This window comes from Mesobacillus sp. (assembly GCF_047739415.1).
Classification (GTDB): Bacteria; Bacillota; Bacilli; order Bacillales; family Cytobacillaceae; genus Mesobacillus.
Window position 1 is genome coordinate 1 of record NZ_JBIQOE010000298.1, and the last position, 19365, is coordinate 19365.

The window sequence follows — 19365 nt, forward strand, 5'->3', positions numbered from 1 at the left end:
ATATATTATGTGTTACTTACATGAATAATATATCAGGTAGGTGAACATATGTAAATAACCTCATGAACATATGTAAAAATAAAATATGGAAATACATGAATTTGTCATATTTCTTATCAAAATTTTCTTTTGACTTTGAAATGGTATTTCATTATAGTTGCTATATAAAAATGAATAATTCATCCTGCATTCGCGGGAGAGGTTCATAGCGGACACCCTCTATAAAAAACTATGGCTTTGATTAATTCAACCATATCTCAGAGGATATGGTTTTTTATTTGAAAAGCAGGGTTCCTGGCCTCAAATAGCGGCTGCAGATATATAGGAGGCATTTAAAATGGCTGGAAGAAAAGATGAGGAAATGAAAGATTTGACATTGCTTGGCAATCAAGGAACAAAATACTTGTTTGAGTACAGCCCTGAAATCCTTGAAACTTTTGAAAACAAGCATCCGTACAGGGATTATTTTGTAAAATTCAACACACCGGAATTCACGAGTCTTTGCCCGATCACAGGCCAGCCTGATTTTGCTTCGATTTACATCAGCTACATTCCTGATAAATTAATGGTCGAAAGCAAAGCGCTGAAATTATATTTATTCAGCTTCAGGAACCACGGTGATTTTCACGAAGATTGCATGAACATCATCATGAATGACCTGATCAAGCTGATGGATCCAAGGTATATTGAGGTTTGGGGCAAATTTACGCCAAGAGGCGGTATCTCGATCGATCCTTACACCAACTACGGCAAGCCCGGAACGAAGTATGAAGAAATGGCAAACTACCGGATGATGAATCACGATATGTATCCTGAAAAAGTGGATAATCGCTAAATATAAAAAGAGCAGACGCAGGTGCTGCTCTTTTTTAACTGGAAAAAATCATGGATATTTTCCATTTCGCTATAAAAATCGGGATATCGCTATAAAAAAGAAAAAGTCGCTATAAAAAATTAGAAGTCGCTATAAAAAGCAAAAACTCGCTATAAAAAAGTGAAACTCGCTATATAAAGTATAAAAACTCGCTATATAAAAATAAAAGTCGCTATAAAAATATTGAAACGTTATTTGCGCTATGGAAATTAGCCTTTTCAGCCGAAAATAAACCGCCTGATCACGTAATTCAGGCGGTTTTGGTTTCATTTTACGATACAAATACCAATTCTTTAGGGAATTTCGTTAAAATTTCGATTCCGTCCTCTGTAATGACGACATCGTCTTCGATTCTCACGCCGGCTACGCCCGGTACATAAATTCCTGGCTCAGCAGTGAACACCATTCCTTTTTCCATTAATAAAGGATTCGTGCTTGTTAATGAAGGATACTCGTGGACACTGACTCCGAGTCCGTGTCCGAGGCGGTGAGGGAAGTAGTCCCCGTATCCAGCTTCTTCAATCACATTGCGTGCTGCAAGGTCGACCTCTGAGCAGGCAACACCAGCTCGTGCAGTATCCAGGGCTTTCAGCTGTGCTTTTAAAACGGTGTTATAAATTTCTTCCTGCTTTTTGTTGATCTCACCGTAAGCAACGGTCCTTGTGATATCAGAACAATAGCCATCCATCACAACGCCAAGATCGAACAAGACGAGGTCGCCTTTCTTGATCTTTGTAAGCCCAGGTGTACCATGTGGAGCTGCTGCATTTTTACCAGTAAGGACCATCGTTGAAAACGACATTTCCGTTACGCCTTTTTTCTTCAATTCATATTCAATCGCTGCAAGGACGTCTAGCTCGGTTTTGCCTTCCTGGATTTCATTTACTCCTGTTTGGATGGCAAAATCAGCTAGCTCACACGCTACTCTCAGCTTTTGCAATTCTTCTTCCGTTTTGATCATTCGCATCTGGCGAAGTTTTTCTTCCGCCGAAACGAATTCAGAACCGCCAAAAAGGCCAGCCATTTTTTCATAGCGCTCTACATTAAGTTGTTCCTTCTCGATAGCGGTTTTCTTGATAGAAGGGACGCGCTTTTTAATGGCGGTGTAAGCTAGCTCCATTGAATCATCCGTATCGCTGTAGCCAATGATTTCAAGTTCCCATCCCGCGTTTTTCGCATTTTCCTTATCCATCGCCGGACATATCATGAAGGGCTCAGCATCCTGGAAAACAGCAACCGCCAGCAGTCTTTCGTGAGGATCGCTTAAAAATCCGCTCAAGTAAAATACATTGTCAGGGGAAGTAACAAAAGTAACATCGACACCATTGTCCTTCATCCATCCTGATAATGCAGCCAATCTTTCAGTCATAGAAATTCCTCCTCTTATATGTACATCACACTATGAGAGTAGCAATTCACAGTTGAAAAGTAAAACTTTTATAGTAGAGACTTAGTGGGTATATAGAAAAAGGAAGCAGGAGATAGGGAAGTAACGTTGAAATATCTAATGAATGATTGAAAGGAGCGATAATATGAAAGTATCTTATCACGGCCATTCTGTTGTTAAAATCGAAACAAATGGGAAGAACATCCTGATTGACCCATTCATCACCGGCAATGACCTTACTGATTTGAGGGTGGAGGATGTGAAGCCGGATGTCATCATCTTGACCCATGCGCACGGAGACCATCTGGGAGATACAGTGGAACTGGCTAAAAAACATGAATCACTTGTAATCGCCAACTTCGAAGTTGCTACATACTTAAGCTGGAAAGGCCTGAACACACACGGCATGTCTATTGGCGGCGCTTATGAATTTGATTTTGGCAAAGTGAAAATGACACCGGCATTCCATGGTACTGGTATGATTACTGAAAACAATGAAATCATTTATGGTGGAATGCCAGCCGGAATCCTGTTCATGGCAGAAGGAAAGACCGTTTTCCATGCGGGCGATACTGGATTGTTCTCTGATATGAAGCTGATTGGTGAAAGGCATCCAATCGACCTTGCATTCCTGCCAATTGGCGATAATTTTACGATGGGACCGGAAGACGCCGCATTGGCAGCAGAATTCCTGAATGCAAAGGAAGTCGTGCCGATTCACTTTAATACATTCCCGCCAATCAAGCAGAATCCACATGCTTTTGTAAAAATGCTTAAGAAAAATAAAGGCCGCGTACTCGAAGCAGGAGAGACAATTGAATTATAGAAGTAATTAAGCTGCACAAAAAGTTGTGCAGCTTTTTCTATTTCACATGCTTTTTTTAGCTATGGAAGCATAGATATAAAATAAGACAACCTATAGGAGGGGGAAAATGAAGAAAAACCGCTACTTGCTATACTTGTTGTTATGCGGCGTGATGCTTTACATAGCGATGCCAGAGCTTAACTTCCAGGTCGGGGGCAAAGAAGCTTTGTTCGCCGGTTCATGGTTATTCCTCGCATTGCTCGTCTTTGCAGGAAATCTGGCAGCCTTTTTATACACTCCAAAAAAGCGCGCCCGGACAGCCAGCAGAAAAATGGAAGCCAACCCGAAAAGAAAATCACGCGTATATACTGGCTGAGAGGATCAGCCAGTTTTTCTTTTTGCGATAAAAAACTCCCACACCCTAATTAAATTGAATCCAACCCTTTAAAACCTTATAATGGTAATGGATAGAACTACTTTGTACGGAAAATTATTAAAAAGGGTGAAAGTCTTGGCAACTAAGCATGAACAAATACTTCAATATATAGATGAATTGCCAATAGGAGAAAAGATATCGGTACGCCAAATCGCCAAGGCGCTGAACGTAAGCGAAGGAACTGCATATAGAGCCATCAAGGATGCTGAGAATAAAGGGTATGTCAGCACGATTGAACGTGTAGGCACCATCAGGATTGAACGGAAAAAGAAAGAAAACATTGAAAAACTTACTTTTGCCGAAGTTGTCAATATCGTCGATGGACAGGTACTGGGCGGCCGCGCCGGACTTCATAAAACATTGAATAAATTCGTCATCGGTGCAATGAAGCTTGAAGCGATGATGCGGTATACAGGGGCGGGCAACCTGCTAATTGTCGGGAACCGCGACAAAGCGCATGAGCAAGCGCTTAGGGCAGGGGCAGCTGTTTTAGTGACGGGTGGCTTCGATGCCGAAGACCATGTAAAAAAGCTGGCAGATGAACTGCAGCTGCCGATCATTTCAAGCAGTTATGATACTTTTACAGTAGCGACAATGATCAACCGTGCGATATACGACCAATTGATCAAAAAAGAAATCATCCTTGTCGAGGATATCCTGACGACGGTTTCTGAAACCATTTTTCTCAAAGCGGATGACCGTGTATCTGATTGGTACCGGCACAAGGATGAATCACTGCACAGCCGCTTCCCGGTAGTGGACCAGAATATGAAAGTAATCGGGATGATCACATCAAAGGACGTTATGGGTCATGAACAGGATACATTGATCGAGAAAATCATGACAAAGAATCCAATGACCGTAAGCGGTTCAACGAGTGTCGCTTCATCTGCCCACATGATGGTGTGGGAAGGCATTGAAGTCCTCCCGGTTGTGGATGATGCCAACAGGCTTCAGGGCATAGTCAGCAGGCAGGATGTATTGAAGGCTCTTCAAATGATCCAGCGCCAGCCGCAGGTAGGGGAGACGCTGGATGATACGGTAACAAACCAGCTTGTCCTGGCAAAAGGGAAAACAAAGGATGAAGACATTTTCCGCTGCCAGGTGACTCCGCAGATGACGAACCATCTTGGGACGATTTCATATGGCGTGTTTACGACAATCGTCACAGAAGCCGCGAACCGTGTGCTGCGAGGATATAAAAAAGGCGATCTGGTTGTCGAGAATATGACGATCTATTTTATGAAGCCAGTGCAGATTGACAGTGTAATAGAAATTTACCCAAAAGTTCTCGAGGTAGGAAGAAAGTTCGGTAAGGTCGATATCGAAGCCTTCAATGATGGAGTCCTCGTCGGGAAAGCCATGATGATGTGCCAGCTTATTGACAGGCACTAAAATAAATAAAGCCGATCCTTAACCGGATCGGCTTTATTGTGCTTTAATTTTCCTGGGCTTCCTTGGCAGCATGCGGAAGGTAGAATTTATACGCTTTAATCCCGCCCCAGACGCTCAATGAACCAATGATAATGAATATAGCACCCACAATGTATGTGACAGTAGTCTGGAAAAGGAACAGTTGATTGATACCAAATAGTGCGACGAACAATCCCAGGGCGATGCTGGACTTGGCTGAAAGCCATTTTCGCTCAGCGGGCCGTTTGCTGCGGACATATTTGACTTTGTAAAAGATATAAAAGACGAATGAAAGAACAATTAATAGTACAAAAATAGGCATTACATTTCCTCCACATTCAGAATCACTCCTATTTTACCGTTAATTTTAAAAGAATGCCATACAGTTTGCGTTGCATTGGTCCAATACATTGGTTGAAATGCTAAGAAGGAAAGTGTGGATGGAGTTTATTCGCAATCATTTATTGTTTATTCGTGAAAAAGTAAATTCATTTTCAAAAATAATAATTTTATTCGCAAAAAAATAGATTTATTCGCAAAAAAATAGTTTTATTCGCAAAACCATAAGTTTTATTCGCAAAATTCACCCGTTTATTCGCAAACTGGAAAAAAACGCGCTTTTTTTCCAGATAAACACTCCCCGCAAAATGTCTTCCTGCTTTTCTTTTCCAAAAAATATGTTCATAATTAAGATATGAAAAAGGTGAAGGAGCATTTTAATGAAAGAGCAAATACTTGAAGCTATAGAAAATTATGAAACGATCATTATCCATCGCCATGTGAGACCGGATCCTGATGCTTACGGTTCACAGGGAGGGCTGGCTGAAATCCTGAAGGCTTCGTTTCCTGAAAAGAATATTTACACTGTCGGCGCAGAGGAGCCATCGCTTAATTACCTGAGAAGGTTAGATTCAATCTCTGACGATACTTTTAAAGGGGCGTTGGTCATTGTATGTGACACAGCGAATGCTGAGCGGATTTGTGATGAGCGTTATCGTTTAGGGGAGCAGCTGGTGAAAATTGACCATCACCCGAATGAAGATCCTTATGGAGACCTGCAATGGGTAGATACTTCTGCGAGCTCTACCAGTGAAATGGTCTATGAGTTTTACCTTACCTTCAAGGAAAAGGGCCTGCGGATCTCTGACGAGGCAGCCAGATTGCTGTACGCCGGAATTGTGGGCGATACTGGCCGATTCCTGTATCCAAGCACGACCAATAAAACATTTGCCTATGCGGGGGAATTGATCCACTATAACTTCTCGCGTACCGAGCTTTATGACAGAATGTATGAACTGGCACCGAATGTGGTGAAGTTGAACGGGTACATTCTCCAGAACTTCGAACTGCTGGAAAATGGTGCGGCCAAGGTCGTGATGAAGAGGGAACTGCTTGATCAGTATTCAGTCAAGCCTTCTGAAGCATCCTTGCTTGTGAGTGAATTGGGGAATGTCAAAGGAATCAAGGCGTGGGTGTTCTTCATTGAGGAAGAAGATCAAATCCGGGTACGCCTCCGTTCCAAAGGACCTGTAATCAACACGATCGCCAGGAATTACAATGGAGGAGGCCATCCACTGGCCGCGGGTGCATCCATCTATTCATGGGATGATGTCGACAAAGTTCTTGCTGACCTCATTCGAGCCTGCAAGGAATAGCTCGAAAGACAGAGCAAGGTGCGTTTCCTAGTTGGAACGCACCTTGCTACTATCATTTATCTATTATTAAAATACACTTGTAATGCATCTGCGATTTCTTTATCCGAACCATCTGTCTTGACCTTGTAGTGGTCACCATCAAGGGATGCTGTAAAATCACTGATTCCTTGCTGTTTTAAGAAGTCATCAATGTCAGAAAGATTCTCACCTTGATTTTTAAGGCTTTTTTGACCAACAAAATCACCATTCACAAATACATCATACTGGTCCTCATTTAATTTCACCTGGTTTTCCTGGTCACGGTTATTCATGGCGTACGCAGGGAATACACCTCCGCCAACACCACTGCCGCTATTGCCAGCTCCGTTGTTAAAACTCATCTTACATCCCTCCAGTCTATATCTTCGAATTTCTTTTTATATTTCCCGGTTTTATCAGGCGTGACACAAACTGATAACAACTGGAGGGAATTACCTTTATTTACTGGCCGGATCAGGACAGCTCCTTTGAGATAACTCTAAAGCTGTAAAAATAAAGCGAGAATCGTGACAGCTTTCGTGCTGAATCCATCAAAGCTGTCAAAATAAAGCCGGAATCGTGACAGCTTTTATGTGGCATGCCTCAAAGCTGTCAAGAAAACGCAGTTATTGTGACAGGTTACAGGGGTAAGAGCCCAAAGCTGTCAAGAAAACATGGTTATTGTGACAGGTTACAGGGGTGAGAGCCCAAAGCTGTCAAGAAAATGCAGTTATTGTGACAGGTTACAGGGTTAAGAGCCCAAAGCTGTCAAGAAAACGCAGTTATTGTGACAGGTTACAGGGGTAAGAGCCCAAAGCTGTCAAGAAAATCCGGAATCATGACAGCTTTCATGCAAAAGCCTCTGAAGCTGTCAAAAAGAAGCTGTACTCGCAAGGATTCCGATTCTCTCTCCGGTTCAATCAAGGCTAATCTCCACCTGGATGCTGACGGAAGTATATATGACCATTGATTTGATTTTCAGTTTATAACGCTTGTCATTCACTTTGATGGATTTGTTTTCAATCACTCTGGTGATCAAATCCCTGCTTTTAAAAACCGAATCCAGATCCTTGGCAAGGAGCATGTTCAACTGTCCCTTGGTCTCCTCCTCGATCTCGTAGATGCTTAGCGTATCAAGCTGTTTATATTTTTTATCGTTGACGATCTTCACCTTGATCTCCTGGACAGTCAAGTTCTCCTGGTTCTTTTTGTTTAATTCTTCATAATCCTCCATCCAGATTTTGATATCGCTTTGCAGGTCGGCGATCTCATCTTTCTGTTGCTCAATTTTTTTCGCGTGTTTTTCCATCCATGCACCATTAAAGTATAAAAATAATACCCAGCTAACTATGGCACCAACTGCTACACCTGAAAAAAATCTCTGCCATTCAGGCCTGCGATAATAAGGGGGGATTCTCATTTATACATGCTCCTGCGTAAGCCAGTTGATCAGAAGTGCACCAGTCTGCGCACCACCCATGGCTGTTAGGATCAAAAGGAATTGCTTGAAGATATCCTTTGTTTCACCGTTCAAAAGCCCCCGTTCAAAGCTGTAGACAGTATCAAAGGTACCGCCGATCGCAGCAATGATAGCCCATATCCGGATGGAACTTGAGAACCGGGCAATTTCCGTCATTAAAGGCTGTCCTGTCAAAAAAGCGGCCAATCCGCCAATCAACGAGCCGCCAAGCAATACACCAAGCGCGATAAAATAGGCTTCGAATAGATGGGAAGCAAATGGCTGATTCAAATAAAACACCCTCTGTAAATGGTAGATTTTTTCCTCGTAATTCATCATATGGACAATCTGCATTTAATATGTTTAAACTTCCTTGAACAAATGAGAACATATTTTCTTTTTTTTCCTTAAAAGCCTATAATGAAAGAAGATGAACCATTAAGGGTGTGAGAGAAATGCCATTTATTCACCTTCATGTCTATAGTGCATACAGCCTGCTCACGAGTACGGCGACAGTAGAGCAGCTAGTCCGCGATGCCAGGGCAAAAGGATTTTCCGCACTCGCACTGACGGATCGCAATGTAATGTACGGAAGTGTCGCATTTTATAAAGAATGCCTAAGGAACTCGGTCAAACCATTGCTCGGCCTGACTGTTGACGTAGTCAGCCCCACTCTGGAACATGAATCCTTCCCGCTTGTGCTACTCGCCAAAAATAATGAAGGATTCCAGAACCTGATTAAGATTTCCAGTGCTGTACAGACGAAATCACCTGAGGGAATACCGGTGAAATGGCTGAAACATTACGCTTCTGGCCTATTTGCCATAACTCCGGGAACCCTGGGAGAAATAGAATATTATTTAACAAACGGTGAAAGAGAGCAAGCACTAAAGACAGTGGATCTATACAAGCAGATCTTTGGCAGGGATAACTTTTACCTATCTTTACAGGACCAGGGCCTACCCGGGCAAAAGGAATTAGTTGGACAGCTGGCAAGTTTGGGCAGTGAAACCAACACTCCGCTGACTGCTTCCAACCAGGTGCATTATCTGGAAAAAGAAGATTCATTTTCTCAGGAGTGCCTGCTGGCGATCAAGAATGGTGAGAAACTCCAGGATGAAGCCCGTGAAAAGCTAGGCAGCAGCGAATTTTACTTAAAGCCAGCAAAAGAAATGGGCGAGCTGTTCTCAGAGTATCCTGAAGCATTGGAGAATACCCTGAAGATAGCGGAGAACTGCAATGTCATGCTTGACTTTGAAACAAGGCATCTGCCAAAGTTCCCTGTCGATCCGGGAAAAAATGCAGATGAAATGCTCGAAGAAATGTGCTTTCAGGGACTTGAAGAACGATACGGAAATCCCTCCCAAAAGCATATAGACAGACTGAAATATGAGTTATCAATCATTAAAAAAATGAACTTCAGCGATTACTTCTTGATTGTTTGGGATTTCATAAAATACTCGAGGGAAAAAGGAATCCTCATCGGACCCGGACGTGGTTCGGCGGCTGGCTCAATTGTGTCTTATGTATTGTACATTACCGATGCCGACCCGATTGAACATAATCTACTGTTTGAAAGGTTCTTGAATCCAGAACGAATTTCAATGCCTGATATCGATATCGACTTCCCTGATAATCGCAGGGATGAGGTGATCGAATATGTCGCCTCCAAATATGGAGAGCTTCATGTAGCACAGATTGCCACTTTTGGGACGCTCGCTGCGAAGGCAGCAGTAAGGGATGTTGGCCGCGTTTTCGGCTTGAACGCAAAGGAGCTCGACCGACTGTCAAGGCTTGTGCCATCGAGACTTGGCATCACCCTAAAAGACGCCATCAAGGAATCTGCCGGGTTAAGAGATTTTATTGAAGAAACCTCTAAGAATAAGAGAATCCTTGAAACGGCAATCAAGCTTGAAGGTTTGCCGCGGCATACTTCGACTCACGCTGCGGGAGTCGTGATCAGCGAACAGCCACTTACAAATGTGGTGCCGATTCAATCCGGTCAGTCCAAGGTTTTCCTTACCCAATATTCTATGGACCACCTTGAGGAAATAGGTCTATTGAAGATGGATTTCCTAGGATTAAGGAATCTGACTTTAATAGATTCAATCCTTCACTCCATCCAGCAAAAAACAAGGCGCAAGCTGGACACTCATGATATACCGGTTGAAGATAAAGAAACATTCGAGATGCTTGGTAGGGGAGAGACGACAGGTATTTTCCAGCTGGAATCCGATGGGATGAGAAAAGTACTGATGAAGCTGGAACCAACAAGGTTTGAAGATATTGTCGCAGTCAATGCCCTTTATCGTCCAGGTCCGATGGAAAATATCCCGTTGTTCATTGACCGCAAGCACGGAAGACAGCCTATAGACTATTACCATAAGGACCTCGAACCGATTCTCCGGGACACATACGGGGTTATCGTCTATCAGGAGCAAATCATGCAGATTGCATCACAGATGGCAGGATTTTCGTTAGGTGAAGCGGATTTGCTGAGGAGAGCCGTTTCAAAGAAGAAGAAGGAAGTTCTTGACCAGGAACGTGAACATTTTGTGAATGGGGCTTTAAAGAAAGGCTATGACACTCAAACAGCGAATCTTATTTATGATTTGATTGTCCGTTTTGCAAACTACGGCTTTAATCGTAGCCATGCGGTGGCATACAGCATGATTGCCTACCAGCTGGCGTACCTCAAAGCTCATTATCCGCTTTATTTTATGGCTGCGCTGCTTACTTCGGCAATTGGAAATGATCTGAAAATCGCACAGTATGCAAGAGAGCTGCAGCAAATGGAAATCAAACTTCTTCCTCCCTCGATCAACAAAAGTGCTTTCAGCTTCCAGCCAGAAGGCGATGGTGTCAGGTATAGCCTCGCAGGGATTAAAGGTGTAGGAATTGCCTCTCTCAAGGAAATATTCCAGGCGAGACGAAACCAGCCATTTAAAGATATATTCGACTTTTGTATCCGTGTGCCTCATAAGGCTGCCTCTAGAAAGGTGCTCGAAGCATTGATTTATTCAGGAGCTTTCGATGAATTCGGCCAGGACCGCGCTGTTCTTTTAGCGACGATTGATGTCGCGATTGAACACGCACAGCTTGTGGCTCCCGATGACTCCGGACAGATTGATATGTTCGCTGAAGCAGAGTTTTCCCTGAAGCCAAAGTATACCCAGGTCGACCCGATGCGGATCGAGGACAAGCTCAGCCTCGAAAAGGATGTGCTCGGAGTCTATTTATCCAAGCATCCGGCTTCAATTTACGAAAAAGAATTCAAGGCAGCAGGTGTTAAAAAGATTGCCTCGAAATCTCCGGGAAGCAAAGTGCGGCTTGGCGTCTATATCACTGAGGAAAAGAAAATCCGGACGAAAAAAGGTGAAGCAATGTCCTTCCTCACTATTAGCGATGCAAGCGGGGAAACAGACGCTGTCGTTTTCCCATCTGTATATAAGCAATATGGACATGTGTTAGGCCAGGGAAGAATGGCGCTGCTGGAAGGAAAGTTCGATGAACGTGAGGGCAAGAGCCAATTTATCGTGCAACAAGTGCTCGACCTTGAAAGAGAAGCAGAAAAAAAACCAGTTCTATATTTGCGGATTGCTAAAGGAACAAACAATGCTGGCAAGATGAATGAACTCAAAGCTTTATTGAAAAAACATCATGGTGCTGTACCGGTAATAGTGTATAACGAAGAAACCGAGAAATCACTTCTGCTGCCGGGCGAGTTCAGCATTAATGCAGAACATGGAAGTATGGGAGAATTGAAGAAGGTGTTGGGTGACAATAATGTCGTCCTGAAAAATTAGTCCTTTACAAGTATAATAGATGTGTTATATTGGAAAAGGATATGTGTGGTCAGACCACTGTAGTAGGCAAACTTTTTTTATAACCAGGTATTTCTTCGCAAATAATTGTCGTTTCTGGAAGAAATTCTGTCTTCCTCATTCCCGCCGTCAATCAAGTTGTATCACAGCCGGAAATGAGCAAGACTAAAGCGCTAATCTATGGCGAAGAAAGCCTATAACTAAGGAGTGGACCTGAGTTGACTTTACGTGAAGAAGCTTTGCACATGCACCGTGTAAACAAAGGGAAATTAGAGTCAAAATCAAAAGTACCTGTAAGGAATGCAAGAGATTTGAGTCTTGCTTATTCTCCGGGTGTGGCGGAGCCTTGCAAGGAAATATATGATAAGCCTGAAACCGTTTATGACTATACAATGAAAGGCAATATGGTAGCCGTTGTCTCTGATGGCACAGCAGTTTTGGGCCTTGGAAATATCGGTCCCGAAGCCGCGCTTCCAGTAATGGAAGGAAAAGCTGTCCTTTTCAAGAGCTTTGCTGGCGTCGATGCCTTTCCGATCTGCTTGAATACAACGGATGTTGATAAAATTGTCGAGACTGTAAAACTCCTTGAGCCGACATTCGGTGGAGTCAACCTGGAGGACATTGCTGCGCCAAACTGTTTCGCTGTGGAAGAACGTTTGAAGAAGGAAACGAATATTCCGGTATTCCATGATGATCAGCACGGAACTGCCATTGTAACAGTGGCTGGTCTAGTGAACGCTCTTAAAATTGTCGGCAAAAAAATGAACGAAATTAAAGTGGTCGCAAACGGAGCAGGAGCTGCGGGAATTGCGATCATTAAGCTTCTATATTCGTACGGAGTCCGGGACATCATCATGTGTGATACAAAGGGTGCGATCTATGAAGGACGCCCTAACGGGATGAATGCAATCAAGGATGAAGTTGCTAAATTCACAAACCGTGACAACGTGGAAGGATCTCTTTCAGATGCGATCAAGGGCGCGGATGTGTTTATCGGAGTATCCGTCGCTGGAGCGTTGACTTCTGAAATGGTTCAAACGATGAATAACGATCCGATTATTTTTGCGATGGCAAATCCGGTGCCGGAAATCATGCCAGAGGAAGCAAAGGCAGCAGGGGCGGCAGTAATTGGTACAGGCCGATCCGACTTCCCTAACCAGGTGAACAATGTACTTGCATTCCCTGGAATCTTCCGCGGTGCATTAGATGCCAGGGCTACCCATATCAATGAAAAGATGAAGGTGGCTGCTGTAGACGCAATCGCTAGCCTGATCGAGGAATCAGAGCTGTCAAGTGATTACGTCATTCCAGGCCCATTTGACCCGCGTGTAGCTCCTGCTGTTGCAGCGGCTGTAGCGAATGCAGCGATGGAAACGGGAGTTGCGCGCATTAAAGTGGATCCAGATGAAGTCAAAGAGCGCACGAAGCGTCTAGCATTGATTGGAAAAGGTGAGTGATCTCTTAGTGGCACAGCCTGAAAAAAACACAAAAGTATATGTGGAAATCGTCAGGCAGCTAAGGGAAATGATTAATAAAGACGGCTTAAAGCCAGGAGATAAAATCCCATCCGAACGTGAACTTTCGGAGCGCCTGAATGCAGGGCGCTCCTCCGTTCGCGAGGCCTTGCGTGCCCTCGAGCTTCTCGGTTTGATAGAGACGAAAAGGGGAGAAGGCACGTTTATCAGGGACTTCCGCGGCAACCAGCTTGTCCAATTATTAAGCACCTTTATCCTGCAGGATGAAAAAGCTAAAGATGATGTGGTAGAAACAAAAAATATGATTGAAGTCGATTGTCTTTATCTTGCGGCAGAAAAGTTTAAGGAAGACGAAATCAAAAGATTAAAGGTCTGGATAGATGACCATAATTTTGAGGACGAGGAATTTTTCAGGAAAATTGCCGAACTTGCTGACAATCACCTTTTTTATCGAATTTGGTATATATTGAATGATTATTATGATGCACTTCAGTTGAAAGTATCGCCGGCTGAAAAAGCTGATTATCATAAACTGGTAGACTCGCTTGAAACAAAAAGAGGAGACCTGATCCTCGAAAGGTATCGCATGCTGCGGAAAATGTCGACGGAATGACGACATGAAGTAACATCTTTTGTAGAAAGGATGTTATATACTTGTGGACATGCCTATGATGCCTGGAGGGCAGCCTCTCTTTCTTTTTTGAAATAGTGGTCTGGCCACTTAGTTCTTTTTTACTAAATTTAGGATATTACAAAATAACTAGCATTATTCGGAGGGGGTTATAACTTGCTTAAGGAACTTTTTACGAAAACGAAAAAGAAAAAGTACGCGACAATTCCTTCTGAAGCAGCGAAGCAGGATGTTCCTGAAGGAATCATGACGAAATGCCCGAACTGCAAGAAAATCATGTATACAAAAGAACTGAATAAAAATTGTAAGGTGTGTTTCCAGTGCGGTTACCACCATCAAATGAATTCAGCAGAGCGAATCGGCAGCTTCCTCGATGCGGGAAGTTTCCGCGAACTGGACCGAGAGATGGTTTCAGGCAATCCATTAGGATTTCCCGGATATGAGGAAAAGCTTGAAAAGGACCGGGACAAAACAGGTTTAAACGAAGCGGTAGTTACCGGCTTAGGCAGTGTGAATGGATTTGATGTCGCTATAGCGATCATGGATGCGACTTTCAGGATGGGAAGCATGGGTTCCGTCGTAGGTGAAAAGATTACGAGGGCGATTGAAAAAGCCGATGAATTATCTTTACCATTTATCATTTTTACCGCTTCGGGCGGTGCCAGGATGCAGGAAGGTGTCCTCAGTTTGATGCAAATGGCGAAAACAAGCGTCGCATTGAAAAGATTCAGTGATAATGGCGGTTTGATCATCTCCATTATGACTCACCCGACAACAGGTGGAGTGTCCGCGAGTTTTGCCTCGCTTGGCGACTACAATCTAGCAGAACCTGGAGCTTTGATTGGCTTCGCAGGCCGCAGGATTATTGAACAGACAATCCGCGAAGAATTGCCGGAAGACTTCCAGACATCTGAATTCTTGCTGAAGCATGGACAGCTTGATGCTGTAATCTCGCGAGTTGACTTGAAGGAAAAAATCGCTGGAATACTTGAAATCCATCAGCCAGGAGGGACTTTCGAATGGCAGGAGAACTAGAATTTGAAAAACCGGTATTGGAATTAAGGAAGAAAATTAGTGAGCTAAAGGAATTCACCAAGAGTACGGATGTAGATCTCACTACTGAAATAGATAAACTTGAAGCAAGGCTTCAAAAGCTTGAATCTGAAATATACGAAAACATGAAACCGTGGGACAGGGTTCAGATAGCCCGCCATCCAAATCGCCCTACAACGCTTGAATATATCTCTTTGCTGTTCACTGACTTCTTCGAATGTCATGGTGACAGGACATATGGAGATGATGAAGCAATTGTTGGCGGTATTGCCAAGTTCCACGGCTATCCTGTTACAGTCATTGGCCATCAACGCGGAAAAGACACGAAGGAGAATATCCGCAGGAACTTTGGCATGCCACACCCTGAAGGCTACCGAAAGGCTTTGCGTCTGATGAAGCAAGCAGAAAAATTCAGGCGTCCAATCATTTGCTTTATCGATACGAAAGGGGCTTACCCTGGGAAAGCGGCAGAAGAACGTGGCCAGAGTGAGGCAATTGCCCGAAATCTATTCGAGATGGCAGGACTCACCGTACCGGTAATCTGTGTGGTCATTGGTGAAGGCGGAAGCGGCGGAGCCCTGGCACTTGGAGTCGGCAATTACATTCATATGCTTGAGAACTCCACGTACTCTGTAATCTCGCCTGAAGGAGCAGCGGCCATTCTGTGGAAAGATTCTACTTTGGCGAAAAAAGCAGCCGAAACGATGAAGATTACGGCACCAGACCTTAAAGGGCTGGGAATCATAGATGAAATCATTCCCGAAGTAAAGGGCGGAGCACATAAAGATCTAAAACAACAGGCAAAGTATATGGATAAAATTTTAAAAGACTCGATGTCCGAATTGCTTGTTCTTGATGAAGAGACACTCCTGGACCAGCGCTATGAAAAATATAAACGAATTGGAGAGTTTTCGTTTCCAACTGAATTTATAGGGGTAAAATAAAACGTGCGAAACAGCACGTTTTATTTTTTGTGTTGTAAAAACACGCTGTCTTGTGCAATGAAGTAAACCTGTTTACCGTTTTTTGTAAAGTTTTATATTCGTATAAACTGCCATCATAGGGTTTATAGAGAGCACGAGACGTAATAAAAGACCCTTTAAAACTTATTGAAGCGCTTGCAATTACGTGATAATTCCGTCTTATTGTCAATATTGAGGATTCAGTTGAGATAAGGTATTCTACGTGGTATTTTAGAAATATTCCCGGGTATTCTGTTTATAATAAGACAAGCTACTATCAGAATACTACAGCGTTTTGTTTTTGGTACAGTACATATTGAATGAGGTGAAAAGATGAAAAGAATTGGTGTTTTGACGAGCGGCGGGGATTCGCCCGGCATGAATGCCGCAGTACGTGCGGTTGTTAGAAAAGCGATCTATCATGATGTAGAGGTTTATGGTGTATTTGGCGGATATGCAGGCTTGATGAGCGGAAATATTAAAAAGCTTGAGCTTGGTTCAGTTGGTGATATCATCCACCGAGGTGGAACGTTCCTTTATTCTGCGCGCAGCGAAGAATTTAAGACAAAGGAAGGCCAGCAAAAAGGAATTGAGCAATTGAATAAGCTTGGGATTGACGGTCTCGTTGTCATTGGAGGAGATGGTTCTTACAGAGGCGCAAAGGCGTTGACTGAACAAGGATTTCCTTGTGTTGGTGTACCTGGAACCATCGATAATGATATTCCAGGAACTGAGTTCACAATCGGATTTGATACGGCGCTTAATACTGTCATCGACGCAATCGATAAAATCCGTGATACTGCTTCTTCACATGAAAGAACATTTGTTGTCGAAGTAATGGGACGCAACGCTGGCGACCTGGCGTTATGGTCTGGTCTGGCAGGCGGTGCGGAAACTATCCTGATTCCTGAGGATCCACATGATATGAAGGACATAGCAGGCCGCCTTAAAAAAGGCCATGAACGTGGTAAAAAACACAGTATTATTGTTGTAGCAGAAGGTGTCATGAACGGTTATGATTTCGCGAAGCAATTACAGGAAGAGACTGACTTTGATACACGTGTTACGGTCCTTGGCCATGTTCAGCGCGGCGGAACGCCTACAGCATTCGACCGCGTACTTGCAAGCAGGCTGGGAGCACGGGCAGTGGAGCTTTTATTGGAAGGCAAAGGCGGACGTGCTGTAGGAATGGAAAAGAATCAATTAGTTGATTACGATATCATCGAGGCTTTGGCAAAAGAGCATACTGTTGACTTGAACTTATATAAATTATCGAAAGAGCTTTCTATTTAATCTCTTTACAGTAAACCAGGAGGTTGCAAGCTATGCGCAAAACAAAAATTGTTTGTACAATTGGTCCCGCAAGTGAAAGTGTAGACAAATTAGTTCAATTGATTGAAGCAGGTATGAATGTGTCCCGTCTTAATTTCTCACACGGAAATCACGAGGAACACGCAGCACGTATCAAGAATATCAGAGAGGCCGCTGAGAAAACAGGGAAGAAGGTAGGTATCCTTCTTGATACAAAAGGCCCTGAAATTCGTACGAATGATATGGAAAACGGAGCGATCGAGCTTACGACAGGCCAGGAATGCATCGTTTCCATGACAGAGGTTCTAGGTACGCCTGAAAAGTTCTCTGTTACTTATGACCAGTTGATTGATGATGTACATCCAGGAGCGAAAATCCTTCTTGATGACGGATTGATCGGTCTGGAAGTTATCAGCATTGACAAGTCTAACAATGAGATTAAAACTAGGGTTCTGAATAGCGGAACGCTTAAGAATAAAAAAGGTGTGAACGTACCAGGTGTTTCTGTTAACCTGCCAGGAATCACAGAAAAAGACGCCAAAGATATCCTATTCGGTGTTGAGCAAGGTGTAGATTTTATCGCAGCATCTTTTGTGCGCCGCGCGACAGATGTGTTGGAAATCCGCCAGCTTCTTGAAGAAAACAACGGTTCCCATATCCAGATCATCCCTAAGATCGAAAACCAGGAAGGCGTCGACAACATCAATGAAATTCTTGAAGTTTCTGATGGCCTGATGGTTGCACGTGGAGACCTTGGTGTTGAAATTCCGGCAGAAGAAGTGCCGCTTGTACAAAAGGATTTAATCAAAAAGTGCAACACACTAGGCAAACCTGTCATTACTGCAACACAAATGCTTGATTCCATGCAGCGTAATCCGCGTCCGACACGCGCAGAAGCAAGTGACGTAGCAAATGCGATTTTTGATGGTACAGATGCAATCATGCTTTCTGGTGAAACAGCTGCAGGACAATATCCTGTAGAAGCTGTACAGACAATGCATAATATCGCATCACGTGCAGAACAAGCACTTGATCATAAAGAACTTTTATCTGCTCGCAGTAAAGATACAGAGCACAATATTACAGATGCTATCGGACAATCGGTTGCACATACAGCGTTGAATCTTGAAGTGAACGCAATCATCACACCGACTGAAAGCGGCCATACAGCACGTATGATTTCTAAATACCGTCCGAAGGCTCCAATCATTGCAGCAACATCAAATGACCATGTTCTTCGCCGTCTGGCTCTAGTATGGGGAGTATATCCACAGCTTGGCCAGAAAGCTGAAACAACAGACGAAATGCTCGCAATCGCAGTAGAAGAAAGTGTGAACAGTGGTCTTGTTTCCCACGGTGACCTTGTTGTCATCACAGCCGGCGTACCGGTTGGAGAAGCAGGCACAACTAACTTGATGAAGATCCATGTAGTAGGAGATATCCTTGCAAAAGCTCAAGGTATCGGACGCAAATCTGCATACGGTAGAGTAGTCGTTGCAAAGGATGCACAAGAAGCAATCAGTAAGGTAAAACAAGGAAGCATCCTTGTAACAATCGGCTCAGACCGCGAAATGGTCCCAGCGCTTGAGAAATGCAGTGCCTTGATCACAGAAGAAGGCGGTTTGACAAGCCATGCGGCAGTAGTCGGATTGAACCTTGGAATCCCTGTTATCGTAGGCGTAGAAAACGCAATGAAGCTATTTGAAGATGGCCAGGAGATTACAGTTGACTCAGCAAGAGGCGTCATCTACAAAGGACATGCCAGCGTTTTATAAACCGAGATAGGCTCCAAATTTAGCGTGAAATCAACTTTGATTTCACGCTTTTATTTATGAAGATTAATGAAATCATCTTGTGGGCAGACAAAAGCGAATCTAAACATGACTGAAATGTCCGTCCGAAGTTACACAACGGGTTGTGAGGGGCTCAAGGCTGTAAGTGACACATTAAGCTCAGACAGCTTTCACAGGAAACTAGGAAAAGCTGTCAGAAGAAGAGTCAACTACAGACAGGTTTGAGAGAAAAACGAGAAAAGCTGTCAAAAGAAGGGCCAACTTCAGAC

General features: G+C 43.5%; 17 protein-coding genes. 12 read left to right on the plus strand and 5 right to left on the minus strand.

The window, feature by feature from the left end:
• Nucleotides 1-337: 337 nt before the first annotated feature.
• A complete protein-coding gene (gene queF, locus ACH0QE_RS24090; RefSeq protein WP_167832694.1) occupies nt 338-835 on the plus strand; it encodes a preQ(1) synthase in 498 nt (165 codons plus the stop codon).
• Between the two features lie 310 nt (nt 836-1145).
• On the opposite strand, the gene ACH0QE_RS24095 is transcribed toward queF, so the two are convergent.
• Nucleotides 1146-2243, minus strand: a complete 1098-nt coding sequence (locus ACH0QE_RS24095) for a M24 family metallopeptidase (protein ID WP_415802993.1) — start codon at nt 2241-2243, stop codon at nt 1146-1148.
• 163 nt (nt 2244-2406) lie between these two features.
• Here ACH0QE_RS24095 and ACH0QE_RS24100 point away from each other — a divergent pair, with 163 nt between their 5' ends.
• From ACH0QE_RS24100 to ACH0QE_RS24110, 3 genes are all read left to right on the plus strand, one after another.
• Nucleotides 2407-3087 (plus strand): metal-dependent hydrolase, encoded by a 681-nt coding sequence (locus tag ACH0QE_RS24100; protein WP_415802994.1) that lies wholly within the window; start codon nt 2407-2409, stop codon nt 3085-3087.
• A gap of 106 nt (nt 3088-3193) precedes the next feature.
• Nucleotides 3194-3442, plus strand: a complete 249-nt coding sequence (locus ACH0QE_RS24105; protein ID WP_415802995.1) for a hypothetical protein — start codon at nt 3194-3196, stop codon at nt 3440-3442.
• Nucleotides 3443-3577: 135 nt separating this feature from the next.
• The gene (locus ACH0QE_RS24110; protein WP_415802996.1) at nt 3578-4897 is read left to right on the plus strand and encodes a DRTGG domain-containing protein; all 1320 of its coding nucleotides are present in this window, start codon (nt 3578-3580) and stop codon (nt 4895-4897) included.
• 43 nt (nt 4898-4940) lie between these two features.
• Here ACH0QE_RS24110 and ACH0QE_RS24115 read toward each other — a convergent pair whose 3' ends face one another.
• Nucleotides 4941-5237: a YtpI family protein gene (locus tag ACH0QE_RS24115; protein WP_415802997.1), complete on the minus strand. Its 297-nt coding sequence runs from the start codon at nt 5235-5237 to the stop codon at nt 4941-4943.
• 397 nt (nt 5238-5634) lie between these two features.
• On the opposite strand from ACH0QE_RS24115, the gene ACH0QE_RS24120 reads away from it, so the two are divergent.
• Nucleotides 5635-6570, plus strand: coding sequence for a DHH family phosphoesterase (locus ACH0QE_RS24120; protein ID WP_415802998.1), 936 nt, complete (start codon nt 5635-5637; stop codon nt 6568-6570).
• Between the two features lie 56 nt (nt 6571-6626).
• Here the strand turns inward: ACH0QE_RS24120 and ACH0QE_RS24125 are convergent, their stop codons facing one another.
• From ACH0QE_RS24125 to ACH0QE_RS24135, 3 genes are all read right to left on the minus strand, one after another.
• Nucleotides 6627-6950 carry a hypothetical protein gene (locus ACH0QE_RS24125; RefSeq protein ID WP_415802999.1) on the minus strand — a complete coding sequence of 108 codons (324 nt, stop codon included), beginning with the start codon at nt 6948-6950 and terminating at the stop codon, nt 6627-6629.
• A gap of 554 nt (nt 6951-7504) precedes the next feature.
• On the minus strand, nt 7505-8008 hold the full coding sequence (ytrI, locus tag ACH0QE_RS24130; protein WP_415803000.1) for a sporulation membrane protein YtrI: 504 nt from the start codon (nt 8006-8008) through the stop codon (nt 7505-7507).
• Entirely contained in the window at nt 8009-8386 is a 378-nt protein-coding gene (locus tag ACH0QE_RS24135) for a YtrH family sporulation protein (RefSeq protein WP_051391376.1), read from the minus strand.
• A gap of 116 nt (nt 8387-8502) precedes the next feature.
• Here ACH0QE_RS24135 and dnaE point away from each other — a divergent pair, with 116 nt between their 5' ends.
• From dnaE to pyk, 7 genes are all read left to right on the plus strand, one after another.
• On the plus strand, nt 8503-11853 hold the full coding sequence (gene dnaE / locus ACH0QE_RS24140; RefSeq protein ID WP_415803001.1) for a DNA polymerase III subunit alpha: 3351 nt from the start codon (nt 8503-8505) through the stop codon (nt 11851-11853).
• A 236-nt stretch (nt 11854-12089) separates the two neighbouring features.
• The gene (locus ACH0QE_RS24145) at nt 12090-13328 is read left to right on the plus strand and encodes an NAD(P)-dependent malic enzyme (protein ID WP_415803002.1); all 1239 of its coding nucleotides are present in this window, start codon (nt 12090-12092) and stop codon (nt 13326-13328) included.
• Between the two features lie 67 nt (nt 13329-13395).
• The gene (locus ACH0QE_RS24150) at nt 13396-13959 is read left to right on the plus strand and encodes a FadR/GntR family transcriptional regulator (protein ID WP_415803050.1); all 564 of its coding nucleotides are present in this window, start codon (nt 13396-13398) and stop codon (nt 13957-13959) included.
• Nucleotides 13960-14133: 174 nt separating this feature from the next.
• Nucleotides 14134-15012: an acetyl-CoA carboxylase, carboxyltransferase subunit beta gene (gene accD / locus ACH0QE_RS24155; RefSeq protein ID WP_415803003.1), complete on the plus strand. Its 879-nt coding sequence runs from the start codon at nt 14134-14136 to the stop codon at nt 15010-15012.
• A complete protein-coding gene (gene accA / locus ACH0QE_RS24160) occupies nt 14997-15974 on the plus strand; it encodes an acetyl-CoA carboxylase carboxyl transferase subunit alpha (protein WP_415803004.1) in 978 nt (325 codons plus the stop codon). The genes accD and accA overlap by 16 nt, the downstream gene beginning before the upstream one ends.
• Before the next feature lie 351 nt (nt 15975-16325).
• The gene (pfkA, locus tag ACH0QE_RS24165) at nt 16326-17285 is read left to right on the plus strand and encodes a 6-phosphofructokinase (RefSeq protein ID WP_415803005.1); all 960 of its coding nucleotides are present in this window, start codon (nt 16326-16328) and stop codon (nt 17283-17285) included.
• Between the two features lie 32 nt (nt 17286-17317).
• A complete protein-coding gene (gene pyk / locus ACH0QE_RS24170) occupies nt 17318-19078 on the plus strand; it encodes a pyruvate kinase (protein WP_415803006.1) in 1761 nt (586 codons plus the stop codon).
• Nucleotides 19079-19365: the final 287 nt, after the last annotated feature.